This is a genomic window from Streptomyces sp. NPDC092369, from assembly GCF_044755245.1.
GTDB lineage: Bacteria > Actinomycetota > Actinomycetes > Streptomycetales > Streptomycetaceae > Streptomyces.
Genome location: NZ_JBIVQP010000001.1, coordinates 1,974,154 through 1,992,488, shown reverse-complemented (window position 1 = coordinate 1,992,488; position 18,335 = coordinate 1,974,154). Strand labels below are relative to the sequence as shown.

Annotated in this window: 13 protein-coding genes and 1 pseudogene; 10 read left to right on the top strand and 4 right to left on the bottom strand. The window is 68.7% G+C overall.

Translation table 11 applies throughout. From position 1 onward, the window contains the following. Positions 1–11 precede the first annotated feature (11 nt). From ACIQI8_RS08690 to ACIQI8_RS08660, 7 genes are all read left to right on the top strand, one after another. Positions 12–947 (top strand): carbohydrate ABC transporter permease, encoded by a 936-nt coding sequence (locus ACIQI8_RS08690; RefSeq protein ID WP_402346261.1) that lies wholly within the window; start codon positions 12–14, stop codon positions 945–947. A 184-nt stretch (positions 948–1,131) separates the two neighbouring features. Further along, a complete protein-coding gene (locus ACIQI8_RS08685; protein ID WP_123997108.1) occupies positions 1,132–2,331 on the top strand; it encodes an ROK family transcriptional regulator in 1,200 nt (399 codons plus the stop codon). A 133-nt stretch (positions 2,332–2,464) separates the two neighbouring features. Beyond that, entirely contained in the window at positions 2,465–3,565 is a 1,101-nt protein-coding gene (locus ACIQI8_RS08680) for a sugar ABC transporter substrate-binding protein (RefSeq protein WP_402346768.1), read from the top strand. Positions 3,566–3,767: 202 nt separating this feature from the next. Next, positions 3,768–4,559, top strand: coding sequence for an ATP-binding cassette domain-containing protein (locus ACIQI8_RS08675; protein ID WP_402346258.1), 792 nt, complete (start codon positions 3,768–3,770; stop codon positions 4,557–4,559). Next, the gene (locus ACIQI8_RS08670) at positions 4,556–5,848 is read left to right on the top strand and encodes a sugar ABC transporter permease (protein ID WP_402346256.1); all 1,293 of its coding nucleotides are present in this window, start codon (positions 4,556–4,558) and stop codon (positions 5,846–5,848) included. The genes ACIQI8_RS08675 and ACIQI8_RS08670 overlap by 4 nt, the downstream gene beginning before the upstream one ends. A 206-nt stretch (positions 5,849–6,054) precedes the next feature. Continuing rightward, positions 6,055–7,977, top strand: coding sequence for a 1-deoxy-D-xylulose-5-phosphate synthase (dxs, locus tag ACIQI8_RS08665; protein WP_402346766.1), 1,923 nt, complete (start codon positions 6,055–6,057; stop codon positions 7,975–7,977). A gap of 176 nt (positions 7,978–8,153) precedes the next feature. Then, a complete protein-coding gene (locus tag ACIQI8_RS08660; RefSeq protein ID WP_402346253.1) occupies positions 8,154–9,656 on the top strand; it encodes an amino acid permease in 1,503 nt (500 codons plus the stop codon). Between the two features lie 24 nt (positions 9,657–9,680). On the opposite strand, the gene ACIQI8_RS08655 is transcribed toward ACIQI8_RS08660, so the two are convergent. Then, positions 9,681–10,055 (bottom strand): NTP pyrophosphohydrolase, encoded by a 375-nt coding sequence (locus ACIQI8_RS08655; protein ID WP_402346251.1) that lies wholly within the window; start codon positions 10,053–10,055, stop codon positions 9,681–9,683. A gap of 42 nt (positions 10,056–10,097) precedes the next feature. Continuing rightward, positions 10,098–11,006: pseudogene (locus ACIQI8_RS08650) on the bottom strand (NAD(P)-dependent oxidoreductase); the annotation flags it as partial. A 125-nt stretch (positions 11,007–11,131) separates the two neighbouring features. Between ACIQI8_RS08650 and ACIQI8_RS08645 the strand changes: the two are divergent. From ACIQI8_RS08645 to ACIQI8_RS08635, 3 genes are all read left to right on the top strand, one after another. After that, positions 11,132–12,148: a hypothetical protein gene (locus tag ACIQI8_RS08645; protein WP_402346249.1), complete on the top strand. Its 1,017-nt coding sequence runs from the start codon at positions 11,132–11,134 to the stop codon at positions 12,146–12,148. Between the two features lie 216 nt (positions 12,149–12,364). Beyond that, complete coding sequence (locus tag ACIQI8_RS08640; RefSeq protein WP_402346247.1) at positions 12,365–13,636, top strand: nucleotide sugar dehydrogenase; 1,272 nt, start codon at positions 12,365–12,367, stop codon at positions 13,634–13,636. After that, on the top strand, positions 13,633–15,339 hold the full coding sequence (locus ACIQI8_RS08635) for a glycosyltransferase (protein ID WP_402346245.1): 1,707 nt from the start codon (positions 13,633–13,635) through the stop codon (positions 15,337–15,339). The genes ACIQI8_RS08640 and ACIQI8_RS08635 overlap by 4 nt, the downstream gene beginning before the upstream one ends. Positions 15,340–15,407: 68 nt before the next feature. On the opposite strand, the gene ACIQI8_RS08630 is transcribed toward ACIQI8_RS08635, so the two are convergent. Together ACIQI8_RS08630 and ACIQI8_RS08625 are read right to left on the bottom strand one after the other, a co-directional pair. Next, a complete protein-coding gene (locus tag ACIQI8_RS08630) occupies positions 15,408–16,841 on the bottom strand; it encodes a polysaccharide deacetylase family protein (protein WP_402346243.1) in 1,434 nt (477 codons plus the stop codon). A gap of 14 nt (positions 16,842–16,855) precedes the next feature. Next, a complete protein-coding gene (locus tag ACIQI8_RS08625; RefSeq protein WP_402346241.1) occupies positions 16,856–18,280 on the bottom strand; it encodes a cellulose binding domain-containing protein in 1,425 nt (474 codons plus the stop codon). Positions 18,281–18,335: the final 55 nt, after the last annotated feature.

Sequence of the window (18,335 nt, the reverse complement as noted above, 5' to 3'; positions counted from 1 at the left end):
AAGAGACGACGATGAGCGCACCTCTCAAGGAGAGCACCCCCACGGGCGGTCCGGTCCCGCCCCGGCCCGCGGTCGGCGGGGCCCCGGCGGCGCCCGGCGACCGGCGCGGCGAGGGCACCGTACTGAACGTCTTCTCGCACGGCTTCCTCGCCCTGTGGGGCCTGCTGATCGTGCTGCCGCTGCTGTGGCTCGTGCTGAGCTCCTTCAAGACCGACACCCAGATCGGCGGCTCCGCCTTCGGCTGGCCGCAGCACTGGTCCTTCGACGTCTTCTCGCGGGCCTGGGACAAGGGCATCGGCGACTACTTCATCAACACAGTCATCGTGCTCGTGTTCTCGGTGCCGCTGACGATGCTGCTGGGCTCGATGGCCGCGTACGTGCTGGCCCGCTACGAGTTCTGGGGCAACCGCCTGCTGTACTACTTCTTCGTCGCGGGCGCGATGTTCCCCGTGTTCCTGGCCCTGGTCCCGCTGTTCTTCATGGTCAAACGGCTGGACATGCTGAACACGTACCAGGGTCTGATCCTGGTGTACGTCGCCTACTCGATGCCGTTCACGGTCTTCTTCATGCACGCCTTCTTCCGGACCCTGCCGACGGCGGTGCACGAGGCCGCGGTCCTGGACGGGGCCTCGCACACCCGGACGTTCTTCCAGGTCATGCTGCCGATGGCGAAGCCCGGCCTGATCAGCGTCGGCATCTTCAACACGCTGGGCCAGTGGAACCAGTTCATCCTGCCGACGGTCCTGATGCAGCCCCAGAAGGGCGGCGATCCGGAACGCTACGTCCTCACCCAGGGCCTCATCCAGCTGCAGCAGCAACAGGGGTACGCGTCCGACCTGCCGGTGCTCTTCGCGGGCGTCACGATCGCCATGATCCCGATGCTGGTGGTCTACCTCTCCTTCCAGCGCCAGGTGCAGGCCGGTCTGACCTCTGCGACGCTGAAGTAGCCCTCAGCACCCGTCCGTGCGCGCGCCGCTCCCGGGTTGGGGGCGGCGCGCTCATATGTGCGGGCACGAACCCCGATCCGGTTCAACCTCTTGACGGGAGGCAACCCGAACGGCTCAGCTTAGAGTTCACTAGTTGGACATAGACGGGGCCTCATCGAAGCGGTCCCGTGCGCAGGAGGTCGTCGTGGAGACTCCGGGGTCGCAGTCGTCGCTGCACCGAGCCAACCTGGAACGGGTGGTACGGGCCGTCCGGCTGGCCGGGTCGCTCACGCAGGCGGAGATCGCCAGGACCACGGGCCTGTCGGCCGCCACGGTCTCCAACATCGTCCGGGAGTTGAAGGACGGCGGAACCGTCGAGGTCACCCCCACCTCGGCCGGCGGACGCAGGGCCCGCAGCGTCTCCCTGAGTGGGGACGCCGGCATCGTGATCGGCGTCGACTTCGGGCACACGCATTTGCGCGTCGCGGTCGGGAACCTCGCCCACCAGGTGCTGGCCGAGGAGTCCGAGCCGCTGGACGTGGACGCCTCCTCCACGCAGGGCTTCGACCGGGCGGAAGAGCTGGTCAACCGCCTGATCGCGGCGACCGGTGTGGACCGCTCCAAGATCGCCGGGATAGGCCTCGGCGTGCCCGGACCGATCGACGTCGAGTCCGGCACCCTGGGTTCCACCGCGATCCTGCCGGGCTGGACCGGCACCAAGCCCGCCGAGGAGCTGCGGGGGCGGCTTGGCGTGCCCGTGCACGTGGACAACGACGCCAATCTGGGTGCACTGGGCGAGCTGGTCTGGGGCAGCGGCAGAGGCGTGCGTGATCTTGCATACATCAAGGTCGCGAGCGGTGTGGGGGCCGGTCTGGTGATAGACGGGAAGATCTACCGCGGGCCTGGTGGGACTGCGGGAGAAATCGGACATATTACACTCGATGAATCCGGTCCCGTCTGCCGCTGCGGGAACCGGGGATGTCTGGAGACGTTCACGGCGGCGCGCTATGTCCTTCCGTTGCTCCAGTCGAGCCACGGCACCGACCTCACCATGGAAGGCGTCGTGCGCCTGGCCAGGGACGGAGACCCGGGCTGCCGTCGGGTGATCGCCGACGTCGGCCGACACATCGGCAGTGGAGTCGCCAATCTCTGCAATCTGCTGAACCCGAGCCGAGTGGTCCTTGGCGGTGATCTCGCCGAGGCCGGTGAGCTGGTGCTCGGCCCGATCAGGGAGTCTGTCGGCCGCTACGCGATCCCCAGCGCGGCACGGCAACTGTCCGTTCTCCCGGGGGCACTTGGAGGCCGTGCGGAGGTGCTCGGAGCACTCGCTCTCGCGCTCAGCGAGATGGGTGATTCGACCCTTTTGGACGGCTCGCTCGCTACGGCGGCACCTGCCTTCACTTAGAGAACGGATGGCACCGTTGCCAACCCGTTAAGGATTTACTTCTTGACGTCGCACGTGCGGCCGAGTTGACTTCCAGCCACCTCGGCCGCAACGACGCGGCCTCGTCAGGGAGGTTTCTGAAGTGAACACGCGTATGCGTCGTGCCGCCTTTGCCGTCGCCGCCAGTGCGATGGCCGTTTCCCTCGCCGCCTGTGGCAGTGCGAAGGAATCCGGTGACAAGGCCGACTCCTCAAGCTCCGCCAGCAACAAGGGCGACAACATCAAGGTCGGTCTCCTGCTCCCGGAGAACCAGACCGCGCGTTACGAAAAGTTCGACCGCCCCTTGATCGAGAAGAAGGTCAAGGAGCTCACGAACAACAAGGGCACGGTCGTCTACGCCAACGCGAAGCAGGACGCCACCACCCAGAACCAGCAGGTCGACACCATGATCACCAACAAGGTGGACGTGCTGATCGTCGACGCGGTGGACTCCGCGGCCATCAAGAGCTCGGTCCAGAAGGCCAAGGACGCCGGTATCCCGGTCGTCGCCTACGACCGTCTGGCCGAGGGTCCGATCAGCGCCTACACCTCGTTCGACAACGAGACCGTCGGCAAGACCCAGGGTGAGGCCCTCCTCAAGGCGCTCGGCTCCAAGGCCAAGTCCGGCAAGATCGTCATGATGAACGGTTCGGTCACCGACCCGAACGCCGCCCTGTTCAAGAAGGGCGCTCACTCCGTCCTCGACGGCAAGGTGAACATCGGCAAGGAGTACGACACCAAGGACTGGAAGCCGGAGAACGCCAACGCCAACATGGAGGCGGCGATCTCGGCCCTGGGCAAGAAGAACATCATCGGCGTCTACTCCGCCAACGACGGCATGGCCGGCGGTATCATCACCGCCCTCAAGGCCGCCGGTCTCAACGTCCCGGTCACCGGCCAGGACGCGGAGCTCGCGGGTGTCCAGCGCATCGTCGCCGGCACGCAGTACATGAGCGTCTACAAGCCCTACCCCGAAGAGGCCAACACGGTCGCCGAGCTGGCCGTCGCCATCGCTCAGGGCAAGGACCTCGCCACCGTCGCGCCCGACAAGGTCGACAGCCCGTCGGACAAGGGCATCCCGTCCAAGATCATCGGCGTCGTCGCGCTGACCAAGGACAACATCAAGGACACCGTCATCAAGGACGGCATCTACACGGTGGGCGACATCTGCACCTCGGCCTACGCCGCGGACTGCAAGAAGATCGGTCTCGAGTAAGCAGCCGCACGTCCCTTTCCAGGCAGGGGAATTCGCTCTTGAATTCCCCTGCACGGCTCCCTCCAGGGGAGACGGGGACCGCACCACCCGGACTCCTCCGGCGCCCCGCACCAACAGCCCCGCAAGCTAAGCGGGGCGCCGGACGGAACATTCCCCCCAAATTTTTCTGCACAACCTCCCGCCGGGTCAGGCGGCGAAGGAGATGGTTCACGTGTCCGCTACGCCCGTGCTGGCGTTGCGCGGGGTCTCGAAGCGATTCGGTGCTGTTCAGGCGCTCACCGATGTAGAGCTCGAGGTCCACGCCGGTGAGGTGGTCGCCCTGGTGGGCGACAACGGCGCCGGAAAGTCCACGCTGGTCAAGACGATCGCCGGCGTGCACCCCATCGATGAGGGCGTCATCGAATGGGAAGGCAAGGCCGTACAGATCAACAGGCCGCACGACGCCCAGCACCTGGGCGTCGCGACGGTGTACCAGGACCTTGCGCTGTGCGACAACATCGACGTCGTCGGCAACCTCTACCTGGGCCGTGAGATCCGCAAGTTCACGATCCTGGACGAGGTCGAGATGGAGCGCCGCTCGCGCGAGCTCCTCGACACGCTGTCCATCCGCATCCCCAGCGTCCGCATCCCGATCGCCTCGCTCTCCGGCGGTCAGCGCCAGACCGTGGCCATCGCCCGCTCCATGCTCGGCGAGCCCAAGCTGGTCATCCTCGACGAGCCCACCGCCGCCCTCGGCGTCGAGCAGACCGCCCAGGTCCTCGACCTCGTCGAGCGGCTGCGCGAGCGCGGTCTCGCCGTCCTGCTCATCAGCCACAACATGGCCGATGTGAAGGCGGTCGCGGACAAGGTCGCCGTCCTGCGGCTGGGCCGCAACAACGGCGTCTTCGAGGTCAAGTCGACCTCGCAGGAAGAGATCATCTCCGCCATCACCGGTGCCACGGACAACGCCGTGACCCGTCGTGCGGCGCGCAGCACTGGGGAGATCAAGAAGTGAGCATCGACAAGACGTCCCCGTCTCCCGAGGACCACGTCGTGGAGAACCCCGAGGCGGCGGCCGGTGCGGCCACTGTCGTCGACCCCCGGCTGCTGGTGCGCGAACAGGGCTTCGCGGGCTACCTCACGGAGTTCAAGCGGAAGATGAAGGCCGGTGACCTGGGCGCGATCCCGGTCGTCATCGGTCTCGCGATCATCTGGATCATCTTCCAGAGCCTCAACTCCAACTTCCTCACCGCGGGCAACCTGTCCGACATCTCCGTCGCCATGGTCGGCACGGGCATGATCGCCGTCGGCATCGTGTTCGTCCTGCTGCTCGGCGAGATCGACCTGTCGGTCGGTTCGGTCTCCGGTGTCGCGGGCGCCGCCTACGCGGTGCTCACCGTCACGCACGGCATGGCCGCGTGGCTCGCCCTGGTGCTGGCCATCCTCACCGGCACGGTCGCCGGTGCGCTGCACGGCTTCTTCTTCGCGAAGATCGGTGTCCCGGCGTTCGCCGTCACCCTGGCCGGTCTGCTCTTCTGGAACGGCTTCATGCTCCAGATCCTGGGCGACAGCGGCACCATCAACCTGGACAGCGAGGGCCTGGTGGCCAAGCTGACCGGTTACTACTTCACCGACGTGGCCGCCTCCTACGGTCTGGCCATCGCCGTCGTGGTGCTGTTCTTCGTCACGTCCTTCCTCGGCAACCGGCGCCGCGAGGCCGCCGGCGTGCCGTCGAGGCCGCTGAGCGAGACCATCCTGCGCACGGTGCTGCTGGCGATCGTGGCGTTCGCCGTCGCGGCCGTCTACAACCAGTACAAGGGCCTGCCGCTGGCCGTCGTGATCTTCGTCGGCGTCCTGCTGCTCACGGACTTCGTGCTCCGCCGCACCACCTACGGCCGCAAGATCTTCGCCCTCGGTGGCAGCGTCGAGGCGTCCCGGCGTGCCGGTATCAACGTCGACATGATCCGGATCTCGGTCTTCGCGATCTCCGGCACCTTCGCTGCGATCGGCGGTCTGTTCATCGCCTCGAAGATCGCCTCCGCCAACCAGGGCGCGGGCGGCGGTGACCTCCTGATGAACGCGATCGCCGCGGCGGTCATCGGTGGTACGTCGCTGTTCGGTGGCCGTGGCCGCACGTGGAACGCCCTGCTGGGTGTCCTCGTGATCATCTCGATCCAGTACGGCCTGGCCCTGGAGGGCATCGCCTCCCCGGTCCAGTACATGATCACCGGTGGCGTGCTGCTGGCGACCGTCGTCATCGACGCGGTCACCCGTAAGACGCAGAAGACGGCGGGACGCGCGTAACGGTCCCACCTGAGCACGACGATGCCCGGCACCCCGCAGGTGCCGGGCATCGTCGTGCGCGGAGAAAACCGGTCGGGTCATAGGTAAAGGTGTTCTTGGGTACAGCCGATCGCGTGACGTACGACGCACAGCCCGGGCGCGGTCCGCAAAGACGGAACATTAGACTCGACAAGCCCGGCGACAGCTTTTACTGCAAGGAGGCACGGGTGCCGCTGCTGACCCGCATCACGGGACCGCGCGATCTGGACCGGCTCAGCCTGGAGCAGCTGGACCAGCTGGCCGAGGAGATCCGGACCTTCCTCGTCGACGCGGTCTCCAAGACCGGCGGCCACCTCGGCCCCAACCTCGGGGTGGTCGAGCTGACCATCGCCCTGCACCGCGTCTTCGAGTCCCCCAAGGACCGGGTGCTGTGGGACACCGGGCACCAGTCCTACGTGCACAAGCTGCTCACCGGCCGCCAGGACTTCTCGAAGCTGAAGATGAAGGGCGGCCTGTCGGGCTACCCCTCGCAGGGCGAGTCCGAGCACGACGTCATCGAGAACAGCCACGCCTCCACGGTCCTCGGCTGGGCCGACGGCATCGCCAAGGCCAACGAGATCCTCAAACGCGAGGACCACGTGGTCGCGGTGATCGGTGACGGCGCCCTCACCGGCGGCATGGCCTGGGAGGCGCTGAACAACATCGCCGCCGCCAAGGACCGCCCCCTGGTGATCGTCGTGAACGACAACGAGCGGTCCTACGCACCGACCATCGGCGGCCTCGCGAACCACCTGGCGACCCTGCGGACCACCGACGGCTACGAGCGCTTCCTGGCCCGCGGCAAGGACCTCCTGGAGCGCACTCCGGTCGTCGGCAGGCCTCTCTACGAGACGCTGCACGGCGCGAAGAAGGGCCTGAAGGACTTCATCGCCCCGCAGGGCATGTTCGAGGACCTCGGCCTGAAGTACGTCGGCCCCATCGACGGCCACGACATCGAGGCCCTGGAGTCGGCGCTCGCCCGCGCCAAGCGCTTCGGCGGCCCGGTCATCGTGCACTGCCTCACCGAGAAGGGCCGCGGCTACCAGCCCGCCCTCCAGGACGAGGCCGACCGCTTCCACGGCATCGGCCCCATCCACCCCGACACCGGCCTGCCGATCAAGGCCTCCGGCGCCGACTGGACCTCCGTCTTCGGCGACGAGATGGTCGCGCTCGGCAAGGAGCGCGAGGACATCGTCGCGATCACCGCCGCGATGCTCCAGCCGGTCGGCCTGAAGAAGTTCGCCGACGCCTTCCCCGACCGGATCTACGACGTCGGCATCGCCGAGCAGCACGGCGCGGTCTCCGCGGCCGGCCTCGCCACCGGCGGCGTGCATCCCGTCTTCGCGGTCTACGCCACCTTCCTCAACCGCGCCTTCGACCAGGTCCTGATGGACGTGGCCCTGCACAAGTGCGGTGTCACCTTCGTCCTGGACCGGGCCGGTGTCACCGGCACCGACGGCGCCTCCCACAACGGCATGTGGGACATGTCGATCCTCCAGGTGGTCCCCGGCCTCCGGCTCGCCGCCCCGCGCGACGCCGACCAGGTCCGCGCCCAGCTGCGCGAGGCCGTCCAGGTCGAGGACGCGCCGACCGTGGTGCGCTTCTCCAAGGGCGCCGTCGGCCCCGCCGTACCCGCCGTCGGACGCGTGGGCGGCATGGACGTACTGCGCGAGCCCGGCACCGACACGCCCGACGTGCTCCTGGTCTCCGTGGGCGCCCTCGCCCCCATGTGCCTGGAGATCGCCGGCCTCCTCGACCAGCAGGGCATCTCCACCACCGTCGTCGACCCGCGCTGGGTCAAGCCGGTGGACGAGGCCATGGCCCCGCTCGCCGAGCGGCACCGCGTGGTCGTCACCGTCGAGGACAACAGCCGCGTCGGCGGCGTCGGTTCGGCGATCGCGCAGGCCCTGCGCGACGCGGGCGTCGACGTCCCGCTGCGCGACTTCGGCATCCCGCCCCGCTTCCTCGACCACGCCTCCCGCGCCCAGGTCATGGTGGAGATCGGCCTCACCGCACCCGACATCGCCCGCCAGGTCACCGGCCTGGTCTCCAAGCTGGACGGCCGCTACGACAGCGCGGCGGCCAGCGAAGTGGAACCCGCACGGGACTGACGTACACCGCGATGGGCCACTTTCCCCACCGGCAAGGGTGGTGAAAGTGGCCCATCCGCGTGAATCCGTCCGCGCCGGGGCATACGGTCCCCCAGTCTCGGCTTCGCTCGACCGGGGGCGCCCCCATCGCCCCCTCTCGATCATGTCGAGGACGACACAGCGTGGGAGGTACGCCCGTGAGCAACGCACTCTTCAGGACGAAGAACATCGAGCAGTCCATCAAGGACACCGAGGAACCCGAACACTCACTCAGAAAGTCCCTGTCGGCACTGGATCTGACGGTGTTCGGCGTCGGGGTCATCATCGGCACCGGCATCTTCGTCCTCACCGGCACGGCCGCCAAGAACACCGCGGGACCCGCCGTCTCCCTCTCCTTCGTCGTCGCCGGCGTGGTCTGCGGGCTCGCCGCCCTCTGCTACGCCGAGTTCGCCTCGACGGTCCCGGTCGCCGGCTCGGCGTACACCTTCTCGTACGCCTCGCTCGGTGAGTTCCCCGCCTGGATCATCGGCTGGGACCTGGTCCTCGAACTGGCCCTGGGCACGGCGGTGGTGGCCGTCGGCTGGTCCGGCTACATCGCCTCGCTGCTCGACAACGCGGGCTGGCATCTGCCCGAGGCGCTCAGCGGCCGGGACGGGGCCTCCGGGTTCGGCTTCGACATCCTCGCCGCCGCGCTGGTGCTGCTGCTCACCGCCATCCTCGTGGTCGGCATGAAGCTCTCCGCGCGGGTCACCACCGTCGTCGTCGCCATCAAGGTGGCCGTCGTCCTCGTCGTCATCATCGCGGGCGCCTTCTTCATCAAGAGCGGCAACTACGACCCGTTCATCCCCAAGGCGCAGGCCGTGGAGGCGGGCGGCAACCTCCAAGCCCCGCTGATCCAGCTGATGTTCGGCTGGGCGCCCTCCGACTTCGGCGTCATGGGCATCTTCACCGCCGCGTCCGTCGTCTTCTTCGCCTTCATCGGCTTCGACGTCGTGGCCACCGCTGCCGAGGAGACCCGCAACCCGCAGCGGGACGTGCCGCGCGGCATCATCGGCTCCCTGATCATCTGCACCACGCTCTACGTCGCCGTGTCGATCGTGGTGACCGGCATGCAGAAGTACAGCTCGCTGTCGATCGACGCCCCGCTCGCCGACGCCTTCAAGTCCACCGGGCACCCCTGGTTCGCGGGTCTGATCAGCTTCGGCGCGGCGGTGGGTCTGACGACGGTCTGCATGATCCTTCTCCTGGGCCAGTCCCGGGTGTTCTTCGCGATGAGCCGCGACGGGCTGCTGCCCCGGTTCTTCTCGCACACCCACCCGAAGTTCCGCACCCCGTACCGGCCGACCATCCTGCTCGGTGTCGTCATCGCGATCGTGGCCGGCTTCACCAGCCTCAGCGAACTGGCCGAACTGGTGAACATCGGCACGCTCTTCGCCTTCATCATCGTCGCGATCAGCGTCATCATCCTGCGCCGGACCCGCCCCGACCTGGAGCGCTCCTTCCGCACCCCGCTGGTGCCGGCCCTGCCGATCGTCTCGGTGCTCGCCTCGCTGTGGCTGATGCTCAACCTGCCCGCCGAGACCTGGCTCCGCTTCGCCATCTGGATGGCCATCGGCTTCGTCGTGTACTTCTTCTACGGCCGCACCCACAGCGGCCTCGCCAAGGAGGGCAGGACCGCCCGGGAGACCACCGGGAAGTAGCCGATGCCGGGGTCCGTCCGGCGGTCAGGCCGGCCGGACCGTACGCGGACCCGTGACCTGCGCGCCCAACTCCGTGACCCTGCGCCGCAGTTCACGGTCCGCGGTCACTACCAGCACGGGGCGCTCCCCGGCCCGGGCGACCAAACCGACCATGTGGTCGTCACCGCTGCCCGGCGCGGACTCGACGTCCACGCCGGGTACGGACTCCACCCCGCGGGCCGAGCCCTCGACCACGAGGACGATCTCCACGGGACCGGCGTGCCCCGGCAGCCCGTCCGCCGCGAGCCGGTCCCGCAGCCGTTCCGCGGCTCCCCGCCGGTCCCGCCACCAGCCGTCGGGCACCGACCCGACGACGTTGGCGGCGTCGACGATCAGGAGCAGGGGAGCGTTCTCGTCCATACGGCCAGGTTCGCACGGCCGCCGCTCACCGGGGCACCGCCCTCATTGCGCCGGCTTCTCCTCGAAGCTCGCGAAGTACGCCGCGGCCATGTCCTCGTCCGCGTGTCCCTGCGCCGCCGCCCGCTCCATGCGCTCGGCGCTCGCGGCGGCCACGTCCAGGCGTACGCCGTGCTGCCGGCCGGCCTCGACGATCAGCCGGGCGTCCTTGCCGGCGGTGACGACCGCGAACTGGGCCGGGGTCAGCCGCTCCTCCAGGATCATCGCCGCCTTCGCCTTGAGGTAGCCCATGTCGAGCGGGCCGCCGGCGATGAGGTCGAAGAAGTGCTGCGGGTCGACGTCCAGGGCCTGCGCGAGGGCGAGCACCTCACCGGTAGCCGCCGTGGCCGCGAGCACCCAGCTGTTGGCCACCAGCTTCAGCCGGGTGGCGGTGCCGGCCGCGCCGTCCTCGCCGGTCCACACCGTGCGCGCGCCGACCGCCTCGAACACCGGCTCGACCACCGCCCGGCCCTCGACCGGTCCGGCCGCCAGCACGGTCAGCTGACCGGCCTCCGCGGGCTGACGGGTGCCGAGCACGGGAGCGTCGTAGAAGACCAGTCCGTGTTCGCGGGCGAGGGCGGCCAGCTCCGCGACCCCGTCCAGACCCGCGGTGGTCGACTGCACCCAGGCGGCACCGGGACGCAGCGCGGGAGCCGCCTCGCGGACGACGTCGAGGGTGCTGGGACCGTCGTAGAGCATGGTCAGGATCACATCGGCGCCCTCGACCGTCCCGGCGGGCGTGTCGGTGACCCGGACGCCGTCGTCGGCGAGCGGCTCGGCCTTGGCGCGGGTGCGGTTCCAGGCGCGGACGGTGTGCCCGGCGCGGGCGATATTGCGGGCCATCGCGGCCCCCATGATGCCCGTGCCCAGGACACCCACGGTGAGCTTGTCGGTCATGAGGTCGACTTCCTTCTCGTACGGCGTCTGCTGAGCACCAGCCTGCCCCCTCTGCGTCGAACGCCCGCACCCGACCGGCCGTACGAGGGTGATCGGCCGGGGCCGAGCCGCGCGGAGTGCGGGCCGCCGCTTAGAGTGAACCGGTGAACGGCGACTGGTTCATACGCGGCCGAGACGGCCGGCTCAGTGTCTACCTGCCGACGGACGAGGCCCTCCTGTGCCGGGCGGAGCGCCTGCCCGGCGGCCCCTGGGCATCCGCGCAGCAGGTCGGCGGCGGCCAGAAGCTGACGGCGGTGCCCGCGGTCGGCCACGGCGCCAACGCCTATGCCCATCTGGTCTCCTGGCGGCCCACCGTCGCCGGCGAGGCGGGTCTGGTGCACTCGACCCACTACCGGCCCCGGCTGGCCGCCCTCGACTGGGTGCCGATCGGGCACCCGAACAAGAAGGGCGCTGTCACCGGGACGCCCGCCGTCGCGGTGGACGCCCAGGGCCGGGCCTACGTCTTCGTGCGCAACCGGGGGCTCGGGGTGAGCATGCTCGGCCAGAAGGTGAAGGGCGGCTGGGATCCCTGGCGCGACCTCAAGGGGAGCAGGGTCGAGGAGGACCTGGCGGCGGTGACGGGGGAGTCGGGGCTCGTCGAGCTGTACGCGGCCGTCCCCGGCGGCATCGTGCACTGGCGGCAGGAGAAGGCGGGCGCGACCCCCGTCCTCACGGAGGCCCTGGAGACGCCGGTGCGCCCCGGCACCCTGTACGCCCTCGCCACCTCTGCCGAGAGCACCACGCTCTTCTACACCGACGAGTCGGGCGACCTGTGCGCCTGGCGCCCCGGCGGCAAACCGGCCGCGCTGCTGGCCTCCGCGGGACCCGGCCGGGTGTCCGCCGTGCGCTGCGAACTCGACGGCCACGACTGCACGTTGATCGCCCAGCGCTCGACCAGCGGGCGGGTCGCCTTCGCCGCGTACCCGACCGAACTGGAGTCCGCGGGCGCCTGGTGGACCGAGTCGGGACCCCAACTCCCCGCGGACGCCGAGGTGTCGCTCGCGGTCGACGAGGAGGACCGGGTGGTCGCGGCGACCCTGTCACCGTCGACGGGACAGCTGCTCCTCACCCGCCGCAAGGACGAGCCGGGTCTCGCGCTGGAGGCATGGCGAGCGGTGTGAGGTCTTCCGCTTAGTGGCTCTCGGTAACAGGGGACACACAACGTGCGTCGAGGGTTGTACGAAAACTGACGTGACAAGACGCACTTTGAGCGGGTGTAGTGACTATGTGAAGGCCTTGTTAGCCTTCTTTGAACTTGAACTTGTTCGAAATGCGCGCGGGCGACCACATGGCGCCCGCGCTTGTCGTGCCGTGCCAACGGGGTTGGGAATGATGTCGTGAGCAGATCCTCGACGGTGGATCTTGTCGTTGTCGGGCTCGGTTATGTGGGTCTTCCCCTGGCCCGCTCGGCCTCGGCGGCCGGACTGAGAGTCGTCGGACTCGACCGCAACAGGACTGTCGTCGACGGCCTGAACGCCGGCCGCTCCCACGTGGACGACATCACGGACGCCGAGGTCGCCGCGATGCTCGGCCAGGGCTTCGAAGCGGTCGACCGTCCCGAGGTCATCGCCGAGTCCGCCGCCGTCGTGATCTGCGTGCCGACCCCGCTGACCGAGTACGGCTCCCCGGACCTCGGCGCGGTCCACGCGGCCGTCGGCGACATCGCCGCCCACCTCGCCCCGGGCACGCTCGTCGTCCTGGAGTCGACGACCTACCCCGGCACGACCGACGAGGTCGTCCGCCCGCGCCTTGAGGCCAGCGGCCTGAAGGTCGGCGAGGACTTCCACCTCGCCTTCTCGCCCGAGCGCATCGACCCGGGCAACGCTTCCTTCGGCCTGGAGAACACCCCCAAGGTCGTCGGCGGCGTCACGGCGGACTGCACCAAGGCCGCCCGCGCCCTCTACGAGCGGTTCGTGACGCGCGTAGTGGAGGCGAAGGGCACCCGGGAGGCCGAGATGGCCAAGCTCCTGGAGAACACCTACCGGCACGTGAACATCGCTCTCGTCAACGAGATGTCGATGTTCTGCCGTGAGATAGGCGTCGACCTCTGGGACGCGATCCGCTGCGCCTCCACCAAGCCGTTCGGCTTCGCGCCCTTCTACCCGGGCCCCGGCGTCGGCGGGCACTGCATCCCGATCGACCCCAACTACCTTTCCTACAAGGTCCGTTCGCTCGGCATTCCGTTCCGGTTCGTGGAGCTCGCGCAGGAGATCAACCAGCGCATGCCCGTCCACGTGGTCAACCGCGCGGCCGACCTGCTGAACGACCAGGGCAAGGCCGTCCGCGGCTCCCGCGTCCTGCTGCTCGGCGTCACCTACAAGGCCGACATCTCCGACCAGCGCGAGAGCCCCGCCCTCGCGGTCGCCGAGAACCTCCTCGCCCGCGGCGCCGACCTCGTCTACTTCGACCCCCGTGTCGAGGACTGGCAGGTCGGCGGGGTCCCGGTCGAGCGCGTCGGGGACTACCTCGAAGCCGCCGAGACGGCCGACCTGACGATCCTGCTCCAGCCGCACCGCGAGATCGACCTGGACGCCCTGGCCGACCGCGCCCGTGCCCTGTTCGACACCCGCGGCAAGTCCGCCGATCACCCCCGGGTGGTCAAACTGTGACCACCGACGATACGTACGTCCCCGGAGCCATCGACTCCGGAAGCCGCCGCGCCCACCGCAAGCGCCGGCACCTGAAGGTCTCGTACTTCGTCTTCCTCGCCCTGGCCGCACTGATCGCCACCCGGCTGGACGCGGGCTCGCTGCACCTCTACTCGCTCGGTGCGATGGGCCTGCTGGCCCTCAAGATGTTCGGTGCCCTCTTCTACCGGCCCGCCAAGGCCGGGCGGGAGGAGCTGGAGTACCTGGACAACGCGTGGGTCACCGCGGTCATCCCGATCTACAACGAGGACCCGGTGATGTTCGAGCAGGGCATGCGCAGCCTCCTCGCGCAGAGCCGGCTCCCGAACGAGATCCACATCATCGACGACTGCAGCGCCAACGACTCCGGCGTCCGCACGGCGAAGAAGCTGCGCCGCGAGTTCGAGGCCAAGGGCGTCAAGTACACGGTCAGCAGGCAGCCCGAGAACAAGGGCAAGCGCGAGGCGCTGGCGCTCGGCTTCGAGGCGGCCCCGTACTCGGACATCTTCCTGTGCGTGGACTCGGACACCGTGCTCTCCCGGGACACCGTCCGCGAACTCCTGCTGCCGCTGGCCGACGAGAAGATCATGGCCTCGACGGGCATGGTCCTCGCGCTCAACCACGACAGCAACATCTTCACCCGGCTCCAGGACCTGCGGTACGGCAACTCCTTCCTCTTCGAGCGGGCCGCCTACTCCCGCCTGAAGTCGGTGCTGTGCTGCTGCGGCGCGCTCTCCGCGTACCGGGGCACGCTGGTGCGCAAGTACCTGCCGGACTTCCTCAACCAGCAGTTCCTCGGCAAGCCGGCCGTCTTCGGCGACGACCGCCGCATGACCAACTACTGCCTGATCGAGGGCCAGGTGGTCTTCCAGGAGACCGCCGTCGGCTACACCGCGGTCCCCGAGAAGCTGCCGCACTTCCTGCGCCAGCAGGTCCGCTGGAACAAGTCCTTCTTCCGCGAGTCCCTGTGGGCCTTCCGGCACCAGAAGAAGTACCGCCCGGCCTTCTGGCTGACGTGCATGGAGCTGGCGCTGTGGCTGGTCTTCGGTTCGGCGATGTTCTACTCGATGGTCATCACGCCGATCGTGCACCCGGACCGGTTCGTCGCCCACATCGGTGACTACCTCGTCTTCATGGTCCTGATGGGCTACCTGCGCAACGTCCGCTACCTCGACTTCCCCCGCCGCGGCATGGGCTTCATCAAGCGGTTCGGCATGTTCCTGCTGGCACCGATCTACGGCGTGATCCAGCTGACCCTGCTGACCCCGCTGCGGTTCTACGCCCTGCTCACCCTGCACAAGGGCAGCTGGGGCACCCGCCAGGGCGGTGTCGAGGTGTCCGTGGCCGGTGACCACGAGGCCGACGTGACGGAGATCTTCGAGGAAGAGGACCCGTACTCCGACAAGAAGGTCACCGAGACGCTGCAGCTGATGCGCCTGGAGGGCGTAGCCCTGCGCCGCACCGCCCAGCGGGTGGCCCCGGCCATCCCGACCCAGCCGCAGCCGCTGCCCGGCTACGACGAGCAGCACGCCCACGTGCCCCAGCAGCGCGTGTCGTGGGGAGCGCCCCAGCAGGCCGGGTATCCGCAGCAACAGCAGTGGCAGGACGGCCCGGACCACCAGGGCCAGTACGACTACGTCGACCCCGCCTGGCAGCACAACCAGGGCCAGGGGCAGGGCTGGTGAGACGGAGACGGTGACATGAAGAAGGGGGCGGCCCGGCCGCCCCCTTCTCCATGTCCCGCTCCACTTCCCTACGTGTAGTACTCCATCGCCTCGGCGACCGTCACCACCGGAATGCCCCGGTCGGAGATCGCCTTCATCAGCGTGCCGAGCCCGGTCCTGCTGATCTCCGTGCTGGCGGTGGGAGTTCCGTCCACCACCCGGTGCAGACACAGGATCAGCCAGTCGCCGTTGTTGGCGCACCGGTCCAGCCGCCCGCCCGCGGCCGTCAGGTTCGACAGCGCCGTACCGCCGATCCCCGAGCCGTCGTTGATGCCCGTCAGCGCCTTGAGCCGGTAGGGCATCGCGGGCGCGAAGGACTCGATGGTCTCGGAGATGATCGAGCGGGCCGTGGTGAAGTGCCGGCCCGCGATCTGGTCGACGGGCACGCCGTCCTTGGTCTTCTCGAACGCGCCGTGCGGATAGGCGAAGTGCTCGCTGCTGAAGCCGTTGCCCACCATCCACTCGCGCAGGGTGCGCAGGTCGTCGTCCACCTGCTGCGCGGTCAACTGGCTGTAGCTCGCGGTGTGCGCGCTGGTCGCGTACGCGTGCCCGCCCATCTCCCAGCCCGAGAAGTCCTGCATGGACCGCATCTGATCGAGCGTCAGGAAGCTGCCGGTGCCGATCGCGTCGGCGATGTTGTAGACCGTGCCGGAGAAGCCGTACGTGTCCATCACGGGTCTGGCGAGGCCGTGCACGGACGTGTGCGAGTCGTCGAAGGTGATCGACACGACGCCCTTGGGGAAGACGGCGGCGGTGTCGGGGATCAGCTCGACGGTCTGCAGGTGGTACGTCACCGGGCCGCCCGCGTTGTCGTACACGGCGAACGACATGTCCGTGAAGCCGGTCGTCGTGGACGGCACCCCGGTGGAGGAGAGCGAGTACGTCCCGGCCGCGCTCGTGACGTCGGCCCACTGCAGGTGGACGGTCACCCACTCACCGGACTGGACGTAGTTCGTCGACGTCGTGGAGTGCGTGTGGAACTGCCACAGGAAGTAGTTCGCGAGCGAGCCGCTGCCCAGATAGAAGGACAGCTTGGAGAGGTTCGTGACGTCGTCGACGCGGAACACGAGCCGAATCGCCTTGCCGGTCAGGCTCATTGACGTACCGCCGAGCTTGCGGACGTAACTCTGCTTGCCCGCGCCCGTGGTCGTCACCCGCACCGACTGGGTGCCGCGCACGAACTGGGTCGTGTCGTTCACGTCCGCCGAGGCGGTACCGGTGCCGGCCCCGCTCCAGCCGTGCCCGGACTGGAACTGCTGGGACCAGGTGGCCCGCCGGTGTCTGGGGCGACGGCCCGAAGGCGCGTACGTGGGTGGCGTGTTGAGGTCCGCCAGGCCGGCGGCGGCCGCCGGCGAGCCGTTCAGCAAGGTGCCGCCGGCCGTGACCAGCCCTCCGGCCCCGGCCAGCCGCAGAGCGGACCGGCGGCTGAACCCGCGTGCTGTGCGGGACTGTTCGTGACTCATCCGTACCCCCCAGGTCAGGACGTGGTGTTGAAGTAGTTCAGGCCGCTTCGGCTGTACCCCTCGACCGCCGAGTCGACGTCGTCGAGGGACAACGCGTCCTTGGCGTTGTAGTAGAGCCAGTCGACCTTCATGTCCCAGGCCCGCTCGCCGCCCTTGAACGGCAGGTCGATGAACCAGGTGTTGAAGTTCACCGACATGCCCGCGCGCGGGGCGTACTTGCCGCTGGTGGAGTAGATCTTCTTGCCGTCGACCCGGTAGGTCACCACATCGCCGTCCACCGTCATCACGACGGTGTGCCAGCCGGCCAGGCTCTTGAGCGTCGTGTTGTACACCCGGTCGTCGACGGTGTGCCAGGTGACGTTGTCGAGCTTGGGCCCGTACCGTCCCCAACCACCGTTCGGCATGTACTCGTTGTCGAGCTCGCTGTACGAGGTGCCCTTGCCGCCGATGGTGTAGAAGGTCTGGTTGACGTGGTCGCCGTTCTTGCCGGACGTGGGATCGTCGCTGAAGTGGATCCGCGCGGCGTACGTGCCCGAGCGGAACTCCCGCCCGGCCGTGCCGACACTCGCCTGTTTCGTGCCCTTCTTGGTGCCGTCCGTGCTCGCCCGCAGATTGAGCACCTGCCCGTCGCCCAGCGCGTTCTTCGCGGACGGGAAGCTGACGCCGTCGGCCGACCACGTGTCGTCGATGCCGGGGCCACCGTCGCTGGTGCGCACGAGCCAGCCGTGCTTGAAGAGCGCGGGGTCCTTGGGACCGGTGTAGTGGAAGTTGTCGAACAGGACGTCCTCGGGCAGCACCGGTGCCGCGTCGGCCGCGGAGGCCTTCGCCGACTTGTCGTCGCCGTCCGGCTTCTTCCCGTCGGGTTCCTCACCCCAGGCCAGCACACCGCGCCTGTACGCGGTCACCGTCCTCGACTCCTTGTACGTGGCCTTCTCCGCGTCGAAGGACCGGTCGTCGGCCTGCTTCAGCTTCTCGTGGTCGACGCGGTACAGCTGGACGTCGATGCCCTTGCTGTTGGCGCCCGGCTTCAGCGTGCCCGCGGCGTCCGTGAACCTGAGCTCCAGGTAGTGGTCGGCCGTCTCGGTCGGCTCGGTCAGCTCGGTCACGGTGCCGGCGATGTTCGAGCAGCCGACGGCCGCCTGGACGCAGTTGAAGGCGTACGTGCCGCCGTCCGCGGTGAAGTAGTAGCGCAGCGCCACGTCGCTCAGCGGCAGCGGCTTCTTCGACTCGTTGAAGATCTCGAGGGACGGTTCGGCCGCCGCGGCCGTCGCCGGAGTGGACGTCCGGTAGCGGACGGTCAGCTCGGGCGGGTCCGGGTTCGCCTTGCGCCAGATCGGATACAGCGCCGTGGCGCCCGCGGCCACGACGACAACAAGAAGCAGCAGCTTGACCTTGGGCCACACCCGACGTCGGGGTTGTTGGCGGCGGGTGGACGCCACGGAAGATCCTCCGCGAGAAAGGGAGACGTTCCGATCCGGCTCTGATCAAGAACGT

What these genes read in the sequence shown, in the direction of transcription:
- ACIQI8_RS08690 (WP_402346261.1), top strand. Translation starts at nt 12, where the DNA reads ATGAGCGCACCTCTCAAGGAGAGCACCCCCACGGGCGGTCCGGTCCCG.
- ACIQI8_RS08680 (WP_402346768.1), top strand. Translation starts at nt 2,465, where the DNA reads ATGCGTCGTGCCGCCTTTGCCGTCGCCGCCAGTGCGATGGCCGTTTCC.
- ACIQI8_RS08675 (WP_402346258.1), top strand. Translation starts at nt 3,768, where the DNA reads ATGGTTCACGTGTCCGCTACGCCCGTGCTGGCGTTGCGCGGGGTCTCG.
- ACIQI8_RS08655 (WP_402346251.1), bottom strand. Translation starts at nt 10,055, where the DNA reads ATGGACGAGAACGCTCCCCTGCTCCTGATCGTCGACGCCGCCAACGTC.
- ACIQI8_RS08630 (WP_402346243.1), bottom strand. Translation starts at nt 16,841, where the DNA reads ATGAGTCACGAACAGTCCCGCACAGCACGCGGGTTCAGCCGCCGGTCC.